13 protein-coding genes are annotated in these 20,829 nt (G+C 39.3%); 9 read left to right on the forward strand and 4 right to left on the reverse strand.

The window, feature by feature from the left end; all coding sequences use genetic code 11:
* Positions 1-16 precede the first annotated feature (16 nt).
* Positions 17-1,210 carry a CCA tRNA nucleotidyltransferase gene (locus tag QJV27_RS04510; RefSeq protein ID WP_281447781.1) on the reverse strand — a complete coding sequence of 398 codons (1,194 nt, stop codon included), beginning with the start codon at positions 1,208-1,210 and terminating at the stop codon, positions 17-19.
* A gap of 197 nt (positions 1,211-1,407) precedes the next feature.
* On the opposite strand from QJV27_RS04510, the gene QJV27_RS04515 reads away from it, so the two are divergent.
* From QJV27_RS04515 to QJV27_RS04535, 5 genes are all read left to right on the forward strand, one after another.
* Entirely contained in the window at positions 1,408-2,415 is a 1,008-nt protein-coding gene (locus QJV27_RS04515; RefSeq protein ID WP_281447782.1) for an AAA family ATPase, read from the forward strand.
* A gap of 6 nt (positions 2,416-2,421) precedes the next feature.
* Entirely contained in the window at positions 2,422-3,399 is a 978-nt protein-coding gene (locus tag QJV27_RS04520) for a DUF58 domain-containing protein (protein ID WP_281447783.1), read from the forward strand.
* Complete coding sequence (locus QJV27_RS04525; RefSeq protein ID WP_281447784.1) at positions 3,396-6,158, forward strand: DUF4159 domain-containing protein; 2,763 nt, start codon at positions 3,396-3,398, stop codon at positions 6,156-6,158. The genes QJV27_RS04520 and QJV27_RS04525 overlap by 4 nt, the downstream gene beginning before the upstream one ends.
* The gene (locus QJV27_RS04530) at positions 6,158-8,266 is read left to right on the forward strand and encodes a VWA domain-containing protein (RefSeq protein WP_281447785.1); all 2,109 of its coding nucleotides are present in this window, start codon (positions 6,158-6,160) and stop codon (positions 8,264-8,266) included. Before QJV27_RS04525 ends, QJV27_RS04530 begins: the two co-directional genes overlap by 1 nt.
* 90 nt (positions 8,267-8,356) lie before the next feature.
* The gene (locus QJV27_RS04535) at positions 8,357-8,953 is read left to right on the forward strand and encodes an ankyrin repeat domain-containing protein (protein ID WP_281447786.1); all 597 of its coding nucleotides are present in this window, start codon (positions 8,357-8,359) and stop codon (positions 8,951-8,953) included.
* Between the two features lie 13 nt (positions 8,954-8,966).
* On the opposite strand, the gene QJV27_RS04540 is transcribed toward QJV27_RS04535, so the two are convergent.
* The 3 genes from QJV27_RS04540 to QJV27_RS04550 form a co-directional block, all read right to left on the reverse strand.
* Positions 8,967-10,067, reverse strand: coding sequence for a site-specific DNA-methyltransferase (locus QJV27_RS04540; protein WP_281447787.1), 1,101 nt, complete (start codon positions 10,065-10,067; stop codon positions 8,967-8,969).
* On the reverse strand, positions 10,064-10,696 hold the full coding sequence (locus QJV27_RS04545) for a ribonuclease HII (RefSeq protein WP_281447788.1): 633 nt from the start codon (positions 10,694-10,696) through the stop codon (positions 10,064-10,066). The genes QJV27_RS04540 and QJV27_RS04545 overlap by 4 nt, the downstream gene beginning before the upstream one ends.
* A 157-nt stretch (positions 10,697-10,853) precedes the next feature.
* Positions 10,854-11,252: a DUF883 family protein gene (locus tag QJV27_RS04550; protein WP_281449014.1), complete on the reverse strand. Its 399-nt coding sequence runs from the start codon at positions 11,250-11,252 to the stop codon at positions 10,854-10,856.
* Positions 11,253-11,554: 302 nt separating this feature from the next.
* On the opposite strand from QJV27_RS04550, the gene QJV27_RS04555 reads away from it, so the two are divergent.
* From QJV27_RS04555 to QJV27_RS04570, 4 genes are read left to right on the forward strand one after another with little or no spacing between them, the layout of a single operon-like run.
* Complete coding sequence (locus QJV27_RS04555) at positions 11,555-12,763, forward strand: efflux RND transporter periplasmic adaptor subunit (protein ID WP_281447789.1); 1,209 nt, start codon at positions 11,555-11,557, stop codon at positions 12,761-12,763.
* Between the two features lie 39 nt (positions 12,764-12,802).
* Positions 12,803-15,961, forward strand: coding sequence for an efflux RND transporter permease subunit (locus tag QJV27_RS04560; protein ID WP_281447790.1), 3,159 nt, complete (start codon positions 12,803-12,805; stop codon positions 15,959-15,961).
* The gene (locus tag QJV27_RS04565; protein ID WP_281447791.1) at positions 15,958-19,239 is read left to right on the forward strand and encodes an efflux RND transporter permease subunit; all 3,282 of its coding nucleotides are present in this window, start codon (positions 15,958-15,960) and stop codon (positions 19,237-19,239) included. Before QJV27_RS04560 ends, QJV27_RS04565 begins: the two co-directional genes overlap by 4 nt.
* Before the next feature lie 46 nt (positions 19,240-19,285).
* Positions 19,286-20,785 carry an efflux transporter outer membrane subunit gene (locus QJV27_RS04570; RefSeq protein WP_281447792.1) on the forward strand — a complete coding sequence of 500 codons (1,500 nt, stop codon included), beginning with the start codon at positions 19,286-19,288 and terminating at the stop codon, positions 20,783-20,785.
* Positions 20,786-20,829 lie beyond the last annotated feature (44 nt).

Genomic DNA, 20,829 nt, shown 5'->3' on the forward strand with positions numbered 1-20,829 from the left:
GCAAGAATTAAATCTTTTAAGTAATTCTTTCGCTCATGTTGCTTTTTAACCACTCTAAACAACAGGTTTTATCTGGTTTACATCCTTCAGACAGCCACCAATTTCTTACCTCTTGTAAGACATTTCCCATATCAGGACCAGATTTTACACCTATTTGAATCAAGTCTTTGCCCGTTAAAGGGAAGATGGGTTGAGGTAGCTTTATCAAACGATTTCGCCAATTCTGCCACAATGATTGACGTTCAACATGATCCAAGGTTTGTTGTATCCAGCTCCTTCCAAGTAACAAGTCCAAATCATATTGTGCTTTTAATTTAATTAATTCAATTTCAGACATATCAATAGACAAAGGGAGCATTTGATGCAAATCACGCAGTTCTTTCTCTTGTTTACGTGAAAGTCGTAAATGTTTTCCTATAACACTACTGTTCCCTTTTACCAAGACTGCTAACCTTAAAATTGCATGCTCAGGAGGATTTAGATGGATCATCTTCTGAAAAAAAGGCACATCATATCCAAATGGCATTAGTACAGACAGCACACCATATTGATCCATCATCCCAATAATCCGACCAGCGCCAGGCCCAATTAAAATTTTTTGTAGCTCTGCCCATACACGTTCAGCGGACAGTTTTTTTAACAACTGTGTTGATTGACCAATAGCTTGAATTGCTTCTGGATCGGGTTGACCTGTGCCAAACCGTGCATAAAAGCGAAAAAATCTTAGAACGCGCAGAACATCTTCGTGGATACGTTGGCAAGCTTGCCCAACAAAACGAATTTTGCCTTGTTTTAAATCCCCTTGCCCACCGTAATAATCCCAAATATGGCCTTGCTGATCACAAAACATGGCATTTACGGTAAAATCACGTCTTGCGGCATCTTCTTGCCAGTCTCTTGTCCAAACGACCTCGGCATGGCGACCATTTGTTTGAACATCTTTACGTAAAGTTGTAATTTCATAGGCACGATCATTTAACAACGCCGTTATCGTTCCGTGGGACAATCCTGTTGGAATTACTTTTATTCCTGCCGCCTGTAATGTTTTTATTACAATTTCTGGTGGATCAGGAATTGCCATATCAACATCGGTAACGGGCTTGTTAATTAATAAATCCCGTACAACACCTCCAACCAAACGGGCATTAGGTAAAATTTGCCAAAGATGATCAAGATCTTCTTTACAAGGTAAACGCTCTAAAATACTCATAAAGATACTCTTTTCTTTGTTACTTTTAAGGGATATGAATTAAGAGAATATAATATTTACTATGATTTATATTAGCTTTATTTTACTCTATAATTTATTCGAAAATTTTTACAAGACTTGCTGTATCTGTCTACCTTATTCTATAATGCAATTACATTGCTACTGGCCCCTTATTAACCAACATTGATTCTAAATATATGACCTCTTTAAATAAAACTATTTCTGATTCTCGTGACGACACACAACTTGCAGATACATATAGCCAACATTTAACCGATGTGTTAATTGAAACTGGTCGTGTGATTTATGGTCAACAAAACGCAATTAAGCAAATTTTGGCAAGCTTGCTAAGTGGCGGTCATGCATTGTTGGTTGGTGCACCTGGTCTTGGAAAAACTAAGCTGGTCACAACATTATCAACTGTGATGGGACTTTCAGCCAAACGCATTCAATTTACCCCAGATTTAATGCCAGCTGACATTACAGGTAGTGAGATATTAGACGAAGACCAACATGGAAAGCGTCACTTTCGATTTATTCCAGGGCCTGCTTTTTGCCAACTGGTTATGGCAGATGAAATTAACCGCGCCAGCCCGCGTACCCAATCTGCCTTGTTGCAAGCCATGCAGGAAAAATGCATTTCCATTGCAGGCAAAGATTATCCGCTGCCTGCACCATTTCACGTTTTGGCGACTCAAAACCCTATCGAGCAAGAAGGAACCTATCCCCTGCCCGAAGCACAACTCGATCGCTTTATGGTGCAAATTGATCTAACATATCCTGATCATGATACAGAAAAAGCAATGTTGCTTGCCACAACCTGTGCAGAAGAAATTACGCCCAGAAACATTCTTTCCCCTGAAATGTTAATTCAAGCCCAGTCGTTGGTTAGACGTTTGCCAATTGGTAACGATTTAATCGATAGTGTTATTCGCTTGATTCGTAACGCCAGGCCCGAGACATCGACCGACCCATTTATCCAACAAAATATTGCTTGGGGGCCAGGTCCCAGAGCCGCACAAGCCTTGATGCTATTGATTCGAGCCAAAGCCCTGATCGATGGTCGTCTAGCCCCCAGTCAAGATGATCTTGTTGCATTAGCACCAGCTGTATTAAGACATCGTATTGCTCTGACCTTTGCAGCTAAGGCAGAAAACATACGGTTAGATAATATTATCCAAACCTTATTGCAAAAATCGGTTTAATTTATAATGACTGATCATTGGTGGTCTCGGCTTTTCAAAAAACACCATAAAGAATCTGCCTTTTTTAATAAAACAAAAGATGGATCAATATTTTCACGATCCACATTAATTGCGAAGGCACAACAAACAGCACAAACGCTGCCTGATCTTTTATTAGCTTCCAACAAGGTTGCGAATACAGTTTTGACAGGCAGTCATGGATGCAAACGTACAGGACAAGGTAATCAGTTTTGGCAGTACCGATTGGCAATGCCTGGGGAACCTGTTCATACAATTGATTGGCGTCAATCCGCCAAAAGTGACAAAATCTTTGTTCGGGAAACTGAAGAAGAAAATATCCAAACCTTAAATCTGTGGTGTGATGTATCAGGTTCAATGCAATGGCGGTCCTCTTCAGATCTGCCTACTAAGCAAGAAAGAGCTTATCTATTAGGGTTAAGCCTTAGTACATTATTGCTGAATGCTGGTGAACGTGTACGACTAATCAATAAACACACTTCCAACAACGCTTTTCAGGGAGTACAACAACTTTACACCTTAGCAGAACGTTTAGTCGCCCCTTCTGTTTCTGCCTCGCCTGATTTTCCAGTAGTGGAACAATTGCCAGCACATGCTTGGACTGTTTTAATCAGTGACTTTCTGTATCCTTATGATCAATTGGCTGATTTTTTAAAAAAATTAGTTCAACGTCCAAATCATATTTTGCTAATCCAAGCCATTGACCCCGCAGAACAAACCTTCCCTTATAAAGGTCGAATAGAATTTTCAGGGTTAGAAGGGGAAGAGGCCATTACCCTGTCAAATGATGTACAATCTTCACAACATTACGCAACCCTTTGGACTGAACATCAAAATCAGCTTAAAACATTATGTCAAAATATTAATATTTCAATCATACAAGATATATCTAATGTTAACGCTGCTTATTCCTTATTATCCGCTTGGAATATCTTATCAAATAAGAGAAATGCAAAGTCACGATGATCTTTCTTAACCCCTATATTCTTTTTGCGCTTTTAGCACTGCCTCTTGTTTGGTTCTTTTTAAAAGCAACCCCACCACGGCCCCGCACGCAATCTTTCCCACCAATTACGCTGTTACATCAATTACAAAACAATGTGCAAGAGGCTGTTCACGCACCGTGGTGGTTGATTTTAATACGTTTATTAGCAATTACTTTATGTATTTTAGGGTTAGCTAGACCTGTTTTCACTGCGAGTACTCTATCCGTTCAACATTCTAATAAACCAATTTTACTGGTAATAGATAATGGTTGGGCTTCTGCCCCTCAATGGCCCCAATTTATTTCCGCTGCCTCTGCGATCGTTACCCAAAGCCAGCAAAAAGATACACCAATACATTTACTACTGACGGCTCCTGATGTTCAAAATAATCCCTTAAAATTGAAACCGTTAGCAAATACTATAAGTCCGACATTACAACTTGAAGATATCCATCCACAAGCTTGGCCTGTTAACCGTCAAGCAGCAGCAGAGTTGATACAAAAAAATCAAAAAAAATATCAAACTGTTTATTATCTTTCCGACGGTATAAAACAACATCACCAAGATATATTTTATAATAGCTTAAAAGCCGTTCATAATCTCTATGAAATCCAACCACAACAAGATCCCATATCGGCATCTACTTTATTATTAACAAAGCCAACTTTGACTGCAAATGGCATAACCCAACCTATTACATTATTGGCAAAATCATTTCCCCAAAACCTGACACTGCATGCTTATACCTTAAAAGGCGAGTTGTTAACCTCAGCACAAAAAACAATATTTGCCAATACGACACAGACCTCTATTGAATTGACCATTCCAGCAGAGGCACAAAATAAAATTGATTATCTACAAATTAATAACTCACCCAGCGCAGGGGGAACCTATCTTTTAGATGAAAACTCTAGAAAGCACGTAATTGGCTTATGGGTGACCTCTAACAGTGCCAACACACCTTTTGTTGGTTCGCTGTATTATCTTAAAAAAGCCCTAGCCCCATTAGGTGAAATAAAAGAAGGTTCGTTACAACAATTATTAGAAAATCCCCTATCCGTCTTAATTATCCCCGATACATTGATCACAGATGAGAAAACTATTCAAACGTTGGAAACATGGGTTAAAAATGGCGGTATGTTGATTCGATTTTCGGGACCCCTGTTGGCGGGCAGTACACTTAATTCTCAACAAAGTTCAGCCCGTTCAACAGCGTTAGTTCCAATTCCATTACTGCAAGGAGCAAGAGAATTAGGCGGGGCAATGACATGGGAAAAACCTCAACATTTATCAGCGTTTTCCAATAATTCTCCTTTTTACGGATTATCTATTCCAAAAGATGTTACAATCAGTAAACAGTTATTAATAGAGCCCAATACCGATACTGATCATTTTGTTTGGGCAAAGTTAGAAGATGGCACCCCACTGGTAACCCACCGGACAATAGGAAAAGGGCAAATTATCCTTTTTCATACCAATAGTACTCCAGATTGGTCCTCTTTACCGCTATCAGAATTATTTGTTTCTATGTTAGAGAAATTAATACATATTTCCTTTGGCGTGGAAACACCTCAAGGCGATAGCTTATTACGCCCTATCAGTTTACTAAATAGTTTTGGTGCTTTGGAAACCCCTTCCCCTTATGCGCAAACAATTCAAACAAATGCAATTAATAAAACCATCATTGATCCACATCATCCCCCAGGGTTATATGGTGAAAGCGATTTTCACGCAGCATTAAATTTGGGTGATCATATCCAATCGTTAAAACCGTCTGCTCCTGTTGGCAAAACCTTAACTCTATCGCCAAAATCCACATCATCTTATGCGCTTAGCAGTATATGTATCCTAATTGGTCTTCTTTTGATTCTGTTGGATATATTGCTCAGCATGTTTTTACGTGGTTACCTAAATAAAGCAGTTAAAACTATTTTACCTGTTTTGATGCTGTTTTGCATTGGTGAAGCTGCCTATGCACAATCTAAAGACCAAGCAATCTCTCCCCCCGCAGCATTACAAACCCGTCTTGCTTATATTCTTACTCATGATCCAAGCGTTGATCTTGCCTCTAAACAAGGATTGGAAGGGTTATCAGGATTTATTAATGAACGGACCACTTTAAAATTGGCTCAACCCGAAGGCGTTGATCCAGCTAAAGACGATTTAGCCTTCTATCCGATATTATACTGGCCCATTACCCCAAATATTCAGCCAGATGCAAAACGCAATAGCGCATTAAATCATTATATCAGCCATGGTGGCGTTATTCTTATTGACACGCAAGGTCATGATTCAAGCGCAACTACGGAACCCATTCATCCTGATCTTTTTTCAGGAGAAGCACCAGGTGCTGCAGAGGCTTTGAAACTTGCCACTTCAGAGTTAACTATTCCCACATTATCAAAATTATCAGATAAAGATTTACTGAGCCGTACTTTTTATATTCTACATGATTTTCCTGGACGTTACGATGCGATGCCTATCTGGATTTCACAAAATAACCCTTTAATTAACGATGGGGTCAGTGCTGTTATTGTGGGGGAAAATGACTGGGCGCACGCTTGGGCAGTAACATCAGATGGTAGCTTTGCTTATCCTATTTTTCCAAACACAGAAAAACAACGTAATTTAAGTTATCGGTTTGGTATGAATTTGGTTATGTATGCATTAACAGGCAGTTATAAAGCAGACCAAGTACATGTTTCTGCCCTATTAAGACAATTAGGAGCATCAGAGTAGTGTTAAAACAACTTACTTCTTTTAACCTTCATTTTGATCCTTTACTCCCCTTTTGGGCATTATTATGTATAGCTATTTTATGCGCTATTATTTTGTGCATAAGCCTTTTTAACCGTTCGTATAAAGGCATCCTATGGCGTTTTCTGACCTGTTTTATATTGTTAGCGTGGTTATCAGGGCCAATTATTTTTAAAAATCATCAACAAGAATTACCACAAACCTTGTTGATCTTGATGGATAAATCTGATTCCATGTCTATTGGTGAACGACAAACTATTGCCCAAGCAGCATTGACACGCCTGCTACAAACCCTCCCCCCCAATCTTCATCCAAAAATTATTTCATTTCGTAATGATCAAAATCAGGGCACTAATCTGTTTCAAGCCGTCGAGAAAGCAGCTAATCAAATCCCAACAACACAATTAGGTGGGGTAATTGTCATCACTGATGGTCAAATTCATGATGTACCCAAAGATTTTCCTAAAAGTATGACTTTGGCCACTCATAAAACATTACCTTTATATGCACTTTTACCCGCCAGTCACGAACAAACAGATCGATCTTTAAAAATTCTTCATACACCTGCCTATACGATTACCGGTAAAAAAGCTGAAATTAAATTGCAGGTCAATGATAATGGAATCTCTGTTCCCCGCGATGCTGTGGCGACTCTGACAATTTTGCAAGAAAATCAACCTACTTTAACAATGAACGTGCCTGTAGGTTCCCCGCAAACAATTCAAGTTCCCGTAACGCATAATGGTAAAAATCTGATTGGTATTTCTGTATTCCCATTATTTGGTGAAATATCAGATATTAACAACCATCAAATTATTCAAATCAATGGCATTCGGGATAAACTAAAAGTATTATTAGTATCCAGTTCGCCCAATCAAGGAGAACGCGCATGGAGAAGTTTGTTAAAATCAGATCCATCCGTTGATTTGGTTCACTTTACCATCTTACGTTCTGCAGAGCAGGATGAAAATATTCCAGCCAATGAATTAGCATTAATCCCTTTTCCAATTAATGAACTTTTCATGCAAAAAATCAATCTATTTGATCTAATTATCTTAGATGGTTTTGAAAATAGGAATAGCCTGCCCCCCTACTATTTAGCTCAAATAGTCAATTATGTTCGGAAAGGTGGAGGATTATTCCTGATTGCAGGGCCTGAATATGCACAAAATTTCTCGCTACAAAACTCGCCTTTACGTTCTATATTACCTGCTCATGTTGCTTCAGATCGTGACATCATCAATACCCCTTTTAAACCAGAACTAACCCCACTGGGTAAAAAACATCCTGTCACTAAGATATTAAGTAAAAATCAACTAAACTGGGGATCATGGTATCGGTATTTAAAAGCGACAGGTGATATTGCTGGACAAGTTTTAATGCAAACCCCAGATCAATCCCCCCTGTTGATTTTAAATCATGTGGATAAAGGAAGAGTTGCACTTTTGTTGTCTGACCAATTATGGTTATGGTCCAAAGGGGCACAAAAAGAAGGGCCACAAGCCGAATTACTGCGACGTTTGTCCCATTGGTTGATGAAAGAACCTGAACTGGAAGAAGAACAGTTAAAAGCAACTATTCAAAATAAAAAACTGACAATCTATTGGGAAAATACACATGACCAACGTCCAAGTGAATTTACTATTACCTCCCCATCCGGTCAGATACAATCCGCAACCCTAACCCCGGACCAAGAAAATGGCAGCGCGACTGTAACTGTACCAGCCAAAGAAGATGGAATTTGGAAAATATCGAATGAACATCTAACAACCTATACCGCAGCACAGCTTTCAGATCCGATAGAAATGAATGAACTAGCAGTCACAGCAACTCAGTTGTCTAAATTATTACAAAATCATGGCTACGTCTTCTGGCTGGGGGATCACCCTAATCAAATATCTCTTCCTAAGATCGAAACCACTGATCAACAAAATCCTTCCTATGCCAACGCAACTTCGATGAAGTTTCCCAAACATGTAACCTATACAACAACACACCAATCAATCTATCATATTTTATCACCATGGATGACCTTAATCCTTGGATTAGGGTGTCTATTCATGGCATGGTATAGAGAAAGCAAGTCTTAATTTAAAGAAAGCCATAGCATTAAGACTTGATTTACTATAAATAACATTGATATTGTCTGGCATTTGATTTTTATCAAGAGAAATAGCACTATGAACTTTCAGCCTCGTTTATTGCCTTTCCTCTCCTTATTATGTGTTACAGCTTTTTGTGGCACTAACCTCCTTGCAACAACGGCCATGGCACAAACGGCCACGGCTCCCTCTCACAAAGAAAAAAAAGGGGGAAAGGAAAAGCCAACAGCTCAATCTAATAGTGATAATCAAGACCAAGATGACGATGGTCTGGGAAATGATGACAAAAATCCGACCCAAGCACTTTTCGATGCAATTAATACTGGAAATCTGAATGCAGCCCAAGATGCCTTGGGACGGGGTGCAGATTTACGTGCAACCAACGTTCTAGGACAAACACCATTGGAAATGTCCGTTGATTTAAACCGTGATCGTATAACTTTCTTATTACTCTCAATGCGTGGGTATAACAATTCACCACAGACCTTGGCCAATGCTAGTGTCTCTGTTGAGCCTTCTGCAATTACGGTTAAAAATGGTAAGGGACATATGTCGGTCAAGGGAAAAAATAAACAAGGAAAATTTTTATCGGCCCAACACAGCCCAATTTTCCAAGCCCAAGACGGTGGGGTTCCTAAACCAGAAATTGGCTTCTTAGGCTTTCAGAATAAATAATGTTCTTGTATTTTTATTTTCCTTTTTGGACCATCTGATTATATTCGGTGCGTAACACATCCAGTGCTAGCAACACACCATCTCTCTCAAAATGCCAAAAAGTCCACCCATTACAAGAAGGTGCATTTGTAACAAATGCACCAATTTTGTGAATTGATCCTCTTTGATTACCACTAACGATAGTACTATCTGATGTTACGGTTGCAAAAACACGACGCTGACGATCCATCAAAACAACACCGGGAGCAAGAAAACCTTGTTCAATTAAATTACCAAAAGGCACCTTTGGTATTTCCTTCTTAGATGGTGATAATTTAATATCCTTGACAGGTAAAGCCCTCTCGGTTTCTACCCGTTGTTTTGCTGCTTTCATATAATCGGGATGACGTTCAATACCAATAAAGCGGCGTTGCAAACGTTTTGCAACGGCCAAAGTCGTACCAGTTCCAGCGAAAGGATCCAAAATAACATCGTCAATATTGGTTGATGACAAAACAACCCTATATAATAAACTTTCTGGTTTTTGTGTTGGATGAAGTTTCAATCCGTGTTCGTTTCGTAACCGTTCATTTCCAGTGCATAAAGGCAAAAACCAATCCGAACGCATCTGGAGATCATCATTTAACGTTTTCATTGCTTGATAGTTAAAACGATATTTACTATCTGCTCCTTTGGCGGCCCAAATCAGTGTCTCGTGCGCATTGGTAAAACGGCGCCCTTTGAAATTAGGCATTGGATTAGATTTTCGCCAAATAATATCATTTAAAATCCAAAAGCCGAGATCCTGTAAAATAGTACCAATACGAAAAATATTGTGATAAGAACCGATCACCCATATCGTACCATCTTTACGCAATAAACGATGACATTCACGTAACCAGTCCCGACAAAATTGATCATAGGCAGCAAAACTTTGAAACTTATCCCACTCATCGGTCACGCCATCAACAATTGTATCGTCAGGCCTGCGCAACTCTCCTTGTAATTGCAAATTATAAGGAGGATCGGCAAAAATACAATCGATTGATGCGGATGGCAATTGCTTCATTACCTGGATGCATTCTCCATTTAAGATCTGATCCAAAGGAAGATCCAACATAACTGCACCACTCATACTCTTCTCGACACGAATGCCGCCCCACTCTGCAAAAAATTCATTTTAAAAGACAATTGCTTCACCGTTACAAACCCCTGACGATGATGGGGGCAAGTTCCATATTTTTCCAACGACTTGCGATGTTCAAGTGTTGGGTATCCAACATTACGATCCCATCCATACATTCCCCACCGCTTTGCCAAACGATGCATTAATCGATCCCGTATTACCTTTGCCACGATAGATGCCGCAGCAATCGAGAATGATAGCCCATCGCCTTTGACAATAGGCTGCGCAAAACATTGAAAATCTGGCGTTGATGTTCCATCTACCAAAACCAATCTTGGAAAGATAACAAGCTTACGAACCGCTCTTTGCATTGCTAAAGCTGCTGCCTTTCTAATATTTAACGTAAATATTTCGTGAACAGACGCAGCAGCAATCCCGATGTCTATTTCAGGCACTGTATGCAAACGATCAAAGATTTGCTTGCGCATACTGGGCTTGACTTTTTTTGAATCATCTAAAAGACAGACTAAATCAATAGGTACAGGACATCGAAACATTACAGCAGCGGCCACAACAGGCCCTGCAATACATCCCATTCCCACTTCATCTACACCAGCAATGTCAATGGCATATTGCATATTATATCAGATACTCTGTGTTATATTGAACGAATCCATAATATACTCAACGAGTCGCAAAAGAACAGAGGGAAAATGAAATTTATATAAAAAAAGCTATTTTTCTTTTAACAAAGAAAAATAGCTTTCAAAATAAGATCAGTTTTATGAATAATGCTTACTTACAGTGTTTGCAGCGGCTTTTTACAATTTTTGTCATAATAAAACCAATAAAGGCTGCAATGCTAACTGAAAGAATAGGACGATCGCGAACAAAATTTACAACCGATTCTAACTTGCCATCTTCGCCATACAAGCGATTAAATTCATCTTCTGCAACCCCAGCAAAATCTTCAACTGTGTCTTTTGCATCACCAAGATGATCTTTGGCTTTGTCTTTTAAATCTTTCAAACCATCTTTTGCTTTTTCAGCTGTATCTTTTGCTGTGTCTTTAGCTTTTTCAGCTGTATCTTTGGTTTTTTCAGCTGCTTCTTTAGCTACGTCCTTGGTTTTGTCAACGGCATCATCCACTTTATCGCTGACTTCTTTAACGGTATTTTTAATATCTTTATTCATCGAACTTTCTCCAGCATTAAAACATTCAATACATTTTCGAATTTAATTCATTTTCGATATTTACAATTATGACAAGTCTACACTATAAAGTCCATACTCAAACGTATAATACTTTATTTTCCTTACTAAATGCTGCTGAAATTAGTGTTTTTGTATCTGGATCGTAATAACTATTTGGATTTTAAAATGGCAATGTTTATTATATCGTCATAAAATAATCATGATTTATATGCAAATAATACATGCTTTATAAATGTAAATAGATAACTTTGACTTAAATATTATGAAAAGATCGCTGTACAATGTCGCCGACCCCCTCTTCTCCTAATTCTAACCCTTCAGATCAGCCTTCTTCCCAAAATTATCGATGGGTTAAAAGAATTTTTTTATTACTTGCTATTATAGTCATCGTTATTATTGCTTATCGTTCAATTTATTCCTTTATTTCCAAACCCAGCGAAGAAACACACGATCGTGCCAAGCCTGTCGCAGTTGCGTCAATTACCAATACTGATGTTCCTATTATCTTTACAGAACTAGGAACCGTTATTCCTATTGCTAACATTACCGTTCCAGCAAGGATTTCCGGTTATCTACAACACGTCTATTTTACCGAAGGACAGATGGTTAAAAAGGGTGACTTATTGGCATTGATTGATCCCCGCCCTTATGAAGCACTAAAAGCCCAATACGAAGGCACCTTACACTCTGATATGGCACTGCTTAAACAAGCAAGACTTGATAATGCGCGATATCAAAAACTGCTAAAACAAAACAGTATCGCCCCAATGACTGCACAAGATCAAGAGTATAAAGTAGCCCAGCTTGAAGCTCAAATTAAAACAGATAAGGCATTGATTAAACAACAAGAACTGAACTTGATGTATTGCTATATTCGCGCCACTGCAGATGGTCGTATTGGTATTCGTCAAGTTGATGCGGGAAACTATGTTACTGAAGGGCAAAGTGGTGGTCTAGCAACTTTAACACAAATGACCCCAATTTCAGTAATACTAACCATTCCAGAAAACAGATTAAGTATAGTTTTGGACGGATTAAAGAAATATAAAAGTTTAAATGTCGAAGCATGGAACAGCGATAATACTAAAAAGTTAGCTATCGGATCGACCAGTGTTTTAGACAGCCAAATAGATACTTCAACAGGTACTGTACGTTTACGGGCTATCTTTCCAAATGCTCAGTGGGAATTATTTCCAAATCAATTTGTCAATGCCCATTTACTTGTTGATACATTACACGATGTTTTAACCATTCCAAATAACGCTATCCAAACAGGACCAGACGGATCTTTTGTTTACGTTGTGCAACCAGATTCAACAGTTAAACTGCAAAATATTAAAACAGGGTATAATGATGGCGAACATACGGTCGTTGTATCAGGGTTAAAACTGCATGACAAAGTTGTAACAGATGGTATCGATCAATTGCGTAACGGGGCAAAAATTGTCGTGCCACAATCGCCCAAAAATACTCAAAAAAATAATCCCTAATACTTCCTTTTGATGACCATAGCTTTTGGATATATTCTTATGAATCCTTCACGCCTTTTTATCCTGCGCCCTGTAGCAACAACCCTACTCATGCTTGCTATTTTAATATGCGGGATATTAGGCTACAGATTTTTACCCTTGTCTGCATTACCAGATGTTGATTACCCAACCATAGTCGTTACAACTTTTTATCCAGGTGCCAGCCCAGAGGTAATGATGACCTCTGTTACCGCTCCTTTGGAAACTCAATTGGGAAAAATGCCTGGCTTGGATGAAATGACATCTAAATCTTCAGGCGGTGCATCGGTTATTACCCTTCGTTTCAACCTAACCATGTCAATGGATGTCGCAGCCCAACAAGTACAAGAAGCAATCAACCAAGCCAACAGCTTACTTCCTTCTGATCTGCCAACCCCCCCCGTATATGCCAAGGTAAACCCAGCCGACACCCCTATTTTTACACTGGGGATTACTTCTACAACCCTACCACTTACCGATGTTGAAGACTATGTTAACACACGTCTAGCAGCAAAAATCAGTCAGATTTCAGGGGTTGGTCTTGTTACCCTATCAGGGGGACAACGTAAAGCATTTCGTGTTCAGATGAATGTACCAAAGCTAACTTCTTATGGTATTGATCTGGATAGCGTAAGAACAACAATTGGTAATGTAAATGTTAACTCTCCAACAGGCAGTTTTGATGGCTCACAACGTTCAGTAACATTGCAGGTTAATGGACAAATTCAAAATACAGATCAATTATTAAATCAAATCATTGCCTATAATAATGGTGGGCCAATTCGTCTGAAAGATGTTGCCAAAGTCGTCCAAGGCCCCGAAAATACCCAATTACAGGCTTGGGCTAACAAAACACCGGCTTTGATTTTAAACGTTCAGCGTCAACCCAGTGCAAATGTCATTGCCGTTGTTGATAATATCAAGGCAATTCTGCCTCAACTGGAAAATTCTTTACCTTCTGGTATTTCTATTATTCCCTTAACCGATCGCACGACCACCATTCGTGCATCCATTCATGACGTAAAACTAGAACTGCTTTTTTCCATTATTCTGGTTATCAGTGTTATCTTCATTTTCTTAAAGAACATTTCTGCCACGATTATTCCCAGCCTTTCTGTTCCACTGTCAATCGTTGGAACAGCTGCAATTATGTATTTACTTGGGTTTTCTCTGGATAACTTGTCTTTAATGGCCTTAACCATTGCAACAGGCTTTGTTGTTGACGATGCCATTGTTATGATTGAAAATATCAGCCGTTATATCGAAATGGGCGAAGATCGTATGACCGCAGCATTGAAAGGATCGGAGGAAATTGGTTTTACAATTATTTCCTTAACAATCTCTTTGATTGCTGTTCTGATCCCTCTTTTGTTTATGGGGGATGTTATTGGACGCCTATTTTATGAATTTGCTGTAACTTTATCAGTAACTATCATTATTTCAGCCATTGTTTCCTTGACGTTGGTGCCCATGTTATGTGCCAGAATGCTGCAAGAACACAATTCTGAGCAAAAAGAACATTTCTTTGATCGTATTATTCATAAAGTTATTCAAGCATATGATAAAGGGTTACAATTCGTTTTCAGACATCAGCCTGCCACCTTAGCTGTTACCTTTGCTTCGTTACTGCTGACAATCGGCCTTGCATACTATATTCCAAAGGGATTTTTCCCTGAACAAGATAATGGAATTTTACAAGGTATGTCTGTTATGTCCCAGACATCATCTTTGCAAGCAGTCTCTAAAAAACAGCAACAATTAGCAGATGTTATTCTAAAAGACCCCGACGTTGTCAGTATATCGTCTTTCATTGGAATTGATGGGCAAAACATGACTGTCAATCAAGGGCGCTTTTTGATCAATCTTAAACCCCGTCACGACCGCAGTGAAACCGCAGCAGAAATCGCACAGAGAATTATCAAAGCCTCTCAAAAAGTCATTGGAACAAAACTATATCTGCAACCTGTGCAAGATCTATCTTTAGAAACTTCATTCACCGCAACACAGTATCAATTCTTGTTGGAAAATCCTGATTATAATCAGTTTAAAATCTGGGTTCCTAGAATTATTGAAAGATTAAAAAAAGAACCGATTTTAACAGACGTAACCTCTGACCTATTGGCAGAAGGATTGGTTGCAAACGTAATTTTAGATCGTGCAACAGGGGCACGTTATTCAATTACCCCTCAAACAATTGACAACGTATTGTATGATTCATTTGGCCAACGTCAGATTTCAACAATTTATACGCAATCAAATCAATACCGAATTATTCTAGAAGCAGATCCGAAATTTCAAAAGCAAATCAAATCTCTAAGTCAGCTTTATTTACCAGGAATCAGCGGGAATTCTTCCTCTGATAATACCAGTGGCCCAACCCGTAAACCCACAGCAGGATTAGTACCACTGCTTGGGGTAACGCGGGTTGAAAATGGCACTGCTCCGCTTTTAATTACACATTTCAAACAATTCCCCGCCACAACTATTTCCTTTAATATTGTCAAGCATGCATCTTTGGGTGAAGCGACACGAACGATTAACAAAATTGAAAAAGAATTAAATTTACCCAGCAGTTTTGTTACCAATTTCCAAGGAATTGCCGCAGCTTTTGAAAAAAGTCTTAAAAATGAGCTTTTTCTAGTAATCGCAGCGGTCGTTGCTGTCTATATTGTTTTGGGCATTTTATACGAAAGCTTTATCCACCCTATTACCATTTTATCTACGCTACCCTCGGCCGCTATTGGTGCTTTGTTTGCTTTATGGATTGATGGCAGTAATTTAGATATTATGGGTATCATCGGAATTGTTTTGTTGATTGGTATTGTCAAAAAAAATGCCATTATGATGATCGATTTTGCACTGGAAGCCGAAAGAAAAGAACATAAAACCCCCTTAGAAGCTATACATCAAGCAGCATTATTGCGGTTTCGTCCTATTTTAATGACAACTTTGGCTGCCATGCTTGCAGCGGTTCCCATGATGGTTGGGACTGGTACGGGATCAGAGCTACGCCATCCATTAGGGGTCTGTATCTTTTGGGGATTAGTAGCAAGCCAATTATTAACTTTATTTACAATCCCTGTTGTCTATTTATATATGGAAAAATTCAGCCTTTGGACCCGTAAACGTGTTGTTTCCAAATATAGACAAAAACAGTTGGAGCGCAGAGCTGGACAATGAATATATCCAAGCCCTTTATCCAACGTCCAATCGGCACAATGCTATTAACCTTAGCATTGATTTTAAGCGGTATTTTAGGATATCGAATGCTGCCAATTGCGGATTTACCCAACGTGGACTTCCCCGTTATATTGGTCAGAGCCCAACAAGCAGGTGGCACACCAGAAGAAGTTGCAACCTCTATTGCTGCCCCTCTTGAAAAGCGTTTGGGACAAATTCCTGGGACGAATGAAATGACGTCTCAATCCACCCAGGGGCAAGTCAGAATCATTATGCAATTTGACCTGTCCAGGGATATCAATAGCGCAGCCAAAGATGTCCAGGCCGCATTGCAGGCAGCACGTGCTGATCTACCAACATCAATGCGTTCCAACCCGTCCTACTTTAAAATGAATCCTGCCGAAGCCCCTATTATGGTTATGGCGGTCACTTCTAAAACAAAAACTCTGGCACAACTTTACGACTATACAACAAACGTATTACAACAACAGCTTTCTGCCATTGATGGTGTGGGACAGGTGGAAATAGGGGGAAGCTCACTGCCTGCCGTCCGTGTGGAACTTAATCCCCTGCCTCTTTTTAAATACGGGATTGGCTTTGAGGATATTCGTGCAGCCCTTGCCTCGACTAATGCACATACCCCCAAAGGTTTCATCGATGATGGGGACAAACGATACGAGCTGTCCACAAACGATCAGGCAACCAAAGCAAAAGATTACGAAAATCTTGTTATTGCCTATCGCAATAATGCGCCTGTTATGTTGAAGAATGTCGCAACTATTCAAGATAGTGTAGAGGATTTACATAATGCAGGCCTATATAACAAAGAGCCCTCAATTATTGTAATTATTTTTCCCCAAGCTGGGGCGAATGTTATTGAAACAACAGATGCAGTTCATGAAAAGCTGCCTCAGTTAAAAGCATCTATGCCACCCGATATTGATGTACATATTGCTATTGATCGGTCTTTGACCATTCGCGCCTCTTTGGCTGATACACAAATGACATTGATATTATCTGTGGTTCTTGTTATCGCAGTTGTGTTGGTTTTCTTACGTAATTTACAAGCACTGATTATACCTGCCATTGTTGTTCCAACTTCGATTATTGCAACCTTTGCGGTGATGGAACTTTTGGGATTTTCATTAAATAACTTTTCCTTAATGGCTTTGACTATCTCTACGGGATTTGTCGTTGATGATGCCATCGTTGTTTTAGAGAATATTAATCGCCACATCGAAACAGGAATCTCGCCCAAAAGAGCAGCTTTGTACGGGGCAAAAGAAGTATCATTTACAGTTGTTTCCATTACGATTTCTCTGATTGCAGTGTTCATACCCATTTTATTTATGGGGGGGCTAATGGGGCGTTTGTTCCATGAATTTGCCATGACCCTGACTATTACATTATTGGCGTCGATGATTTTATCATTAACTTTGACGCCAATGATGTGCGCCTATATGCTTCATCGACCCATTCCTAAAAAACCAGATGCTTCTTTGACGTTTTGGGAAAAGATAGACTTGTTTTGTGAAAAAGTTCTGAACAGTTTTGCAGATTTTTATCAAAATACCTTGCAAACAGCCTTAAAGCATCCTGTACTTGTTGCGTTATCTATCCCTGCAACCATTGTCTTGATGATATTCTTATTTATAACAATGCCAAAAGGGTTTTTTCCTGATCAAGACACAGGGATATTAATTTGTCACCTGCAAGGCGACCAATCAATCTCTTTCCAAAACATGAAACAAAAAATTATTGAAGTACAAAAAACTGTTTTGGAAGATCAAGACGTTCAATCCATTTCAGCATTTACAGGTGGAAGAGCCGTTAACCAAGGTAGCGTTTTTATCCAATTAATTGATAAAAAAGATCGCACAGATTCAATTCATACAACTATAGCACGGTTGTCAAAACGATTAAAAAATTTAGTTGGTGCTGAATTTTATATTACCATTCCTGGATTCGTACGCTCAGGTGGACGTTCTAGTAATGCAACCTATCAATACACACTACAAAGTGACTCTTCTAAAGAACTTTATGACTGGATGCCTAAATTAATCAAAGCACTACAACAACATCCTAACATTATTACCGACGTCTCTTCCGACGTTCAACAAGGTGGTGAGGCAATTGATGTAGATTTACTAAGAGATACCGCCCCTCGTTATCAAATAACCCCTCAACTTATTTCTAATACTTTGTATGACGCTTTTGGACAAAGAGCAGCATCCATCATCTATAATCCACTAAATCAATATCGCGTTATCATGGAAGTGGATCCAGATATTGCACAAAATTCAAATATTTTAAGACAAATGTGGGTTAGTACCTCAGGGGGAACCCCTGGTGGTGGCATGACATCAAACACTATTCGCGTTTCAACCAACCAAGCCCTTAGTGAAGAAGAAAGAATCAATCAACAGAACTTTCAAAACCAAATTGCCAATAAACTTGCTGGAGGGAACGGCGCATCCAATGGTTCAGCCGTTTCAACCAGCAGCCAAACCATGGTGCCATTATCTATTGTAACCCACCAAAAACCAGCCCTAACATCACTTAGTGTTAATCATCAGGGCGTATTTGTTGCGGCAACCCTTTCTTTTAATTTGGCACAGGGAAAATCTTTGAGCGATGCTGTACAATTAATAAAATCAGAAACAGTTCGTATTCATTTGCCCAAAAACATATCAGGCAGCTTTGCTGGAAATGCTGCACAATTTGAAAAAAGCACAAATGATAATATCCTATTGATTATAGCAGCAATCGCAGCTGTATACGTTACACTTGGAATATTATATGAAAGTTATATCCATCCCATTACCATTTTATCCACCCTACCTTCTGCTGGGGTTGGTGCCCTTTTGGCATTAGATATTTTCGGACAAGAATTTTCATTGGTTACCTTAATTGGCATTATCTTGCTTATTGGGATTGTTAAGAAGAATGCTATCTTGCTGGTTGATTTTGCAATCAACGCCGAACAATTAGATAATATGAAACCACGTGATGCCATTATATTAGCCTGTAAGCTAAGGTTCCGACCGATTATCATGACCACAATTGCAGCTGCCTGTGGCAGCATCCCCTTAATTGTTGCCAGTGGTTATGCCAATGAGATTCGTCGTCCCCTTGGGATTGCAATTGTCGGGGGACTGATTATGAGCCAAGCCCTAACATTATATACAACTCCAATTATTTATCTATATATGGATCGTCTACGTAAGTGGCGTCCATTTAAACGTTTTTTTGCAAATAGAGGGCAACAACGTGTATAAACCGTCTTCTCTTTTTCATTTCCTAAGTTTCAACAGAAAAATCGCAATGCAATGCGCTTCTGCATTGTGTTTATTATCTTTGACCAGCTGTATGATCGGGCCTGACTATCATCGTCCTTCTGCTATTATTTCATCAAAATTTAAAGAATTGCAACCTGCAGCAGGCTGGATAAAAGCAAACCCCGCAATGGCATCTTTTGAAAAAGGGGAATGGTGGACAATCTACAACGATCCCGTCCTTAATCAGCTAGAAGAACAAATTGATATTTCAAACCAAAACCTGAAACAAGCCGAAGCATCATATCGATATGCGCGTGCATTAATTGATCAGACACGTGCAGGTTTTTTCCCAACCATGAATATTGGTACTAGCTTCAACCGACAAGGAAATGGTGGTGGTGCACGCAGTATCAATGGCGGGTCGAATATAAGTTATCCAATGAGTCAAACGCAAAATACTTATGCTTTGCAAACTGCGGCCAGTTGGGATTTGGATTTATGGGGAAAAATTCGTCGAAACACACAAAGTCAAGTTGCTGCTGCCCAAGCAAGTGCTGCTGATTTAGCTAATGCGCGTTTATCTTATCAAAGTCAGCTGGCTCAGACTTATTTTAACTTAAGATATCAAGATTCCTTAATTGATTTATTGCAAAAAAATGTCGATTTTTACGAGGCTTCGTTAAGGGTCACCCAAAACCAACATAACGCTGGTACTATTGAACCAACAGCACTTTTACAAGCAAAAACACAATTACAACAAACAAAAGCACAATTAACCCAAGCTGGGATTGCCAGGGCGCAATATGAACATGCCATTGCAATTTTAATTGGTAAACCCCCAGCTGAACTCACTATCCCTCGTGGAAGTCTTAGCTCTACGGTTCCTGCCATTCCTGTTATGCTGCCATCAACCTTGTTACAACGCCGGCCTGATATTGCTTCTGCTGAGCGGGCGATGGAGGAGAAAAATGCACAAATAGGTGCTGCAATGGCCGCTTTCTTCCCAGATGTAACATTAAGTGCCAATTTGTCATATAGTGGAAACCCTGTTGGTAGCTTAGTGCAAGTTGCCAATCGTATATGGTCCTTGGGGGCTTCTGCATCAGAAAACCTGTTTGATGGAGGTGTCAGAACCTCTGTCGTTAAACAAGCAGAGGCACAATACGACATGGCCGTTGCCCAATATCGACAGACCGTATTGGAAGCACTGCAAGGTGTAGAAGATCAACTTTCAAATTTACGTATTCTTGAACAACAAGCGATTGAACAAAGCAAAGCTGTCGAGCTCGCCAATCAAACCGCAGAAATTGCGTTAAATCAATACAAAGCAGGAACACAAGATTATACTACCGTTGTAACCCAGCAAGTAACATCTTTAAGTAATCAACAGACTTTGATTGGTGTTCAACAACAAAGAATGGTTGACAGCGTTTTACTTATTCAAAATCTAGGGGGGGGATGGAATGCCGATCGTCTGCCTAGCCGATCTTCTTTAACATCGAATTTACCATTCGTCCCCCCTATCCTGCAAAAAAATAAAAACTAACTTATATAAAAGCCCTTTATTTTAATTGATAAAAGGCTTTTATT

Source organism: Commensalibacter oyaizuii, from assembly GCF_029953265.1.
Taxonomy (GTDB): Bacteria; Pseudomonadota; Alphaproteobacteria; order Acetobacterales; family Acetobacteraceae; genus Commensalibacter; species Commensalibacter oyaizuii.

Excerpts from the sequence above, each read along its gene's own strand:
- QJV27_RS04510 (WP_281447781.1), bottom strand. The coding sequence starts at position 1,210 with ATGAGTATTTTAGAGCGTTTACCTTGTAAAGAAGATCTTGATCATCTT.
- QJV27_RS04515 (WP_281447782.1), top strand. The coding sequence starts at position 1,408 with ATGACCTCTTTAAATAAAACTATTTCTGATTCTCGTGACGACACACAA.
- QJV27_RS04520 (WP_281447783.1), top strand. The coding sequence starts at position 2,422 with ATGACTGATCATTGGTGGTCTCGGCTTTTCAAAAAACACCATAAAGAA.
- QJV27_RS04525 (WP_281447784.1), top strand. The coding sequence starts at position 3,396 with ATGATCTTTCTTAACCCCTATATTCTTTTTGCGCTTTTAGCACTGCCT.
- QJV27_RS04535 (WP_281447786.1), top strand. The coding sequence starts at position 8,357 with ATGAACTTTCAGCCTCGTTTATTGCCTTTCCTCTCCTTATTATGTGTT.
- QJV27_RS04540 (WP_281447787.1), bottom strand. The coding sequence starts at position 10,067 with ATGAGTGGTGCAGTTATGTTGGATCTTCCTTTGGATCAGATCTTAAAT.
- QJV27_RS04545 (WP_281447788.1), bottom strand. The coding sequence starts at position 10,696 with ATGCAATATGCCATTGACATTGCTGGTGTAGATGAAGTGGGAATGGGA.
- QJV27_RS04550 (WP_281449014.1), bottom strand. The coding sequence starts at position 11,252 with ATGAATAAAGATATTAAAAATACCGTTAAAGAAGTCAGCGATAAAGTG.
- QJV27_RS04555 (WP_281447789.1), top strand. The coding sequence starts at position 11,555 with ATGTCGCCGACCCCCTCTTCTCCTAATTCTAACCCTTCAGATCAGCCT.
- QJV27_RS04560 (WP_281447790.1), top strand. The coding sequence starts at position 12,803 with ATGAATCCTTCACGCCTTTTTATCCTGCGCCCTGTAGCAACAACCCTA.
- QJV27_RS04565 (WP_281447791.1), top strand. The coding sequence starts at position 15,958 with ATGAATATATCCAAGCCCTTTATCCAACGTCCAATCGGCACAATGCTA.
- QJV27_RS04570 (WP_281447792.1), top strand. The coding sequence starts at position 19,286 with ATGCAATGCGCTTCTGCATTGTGTTTATTATCTTTGACCAGCTGTATG.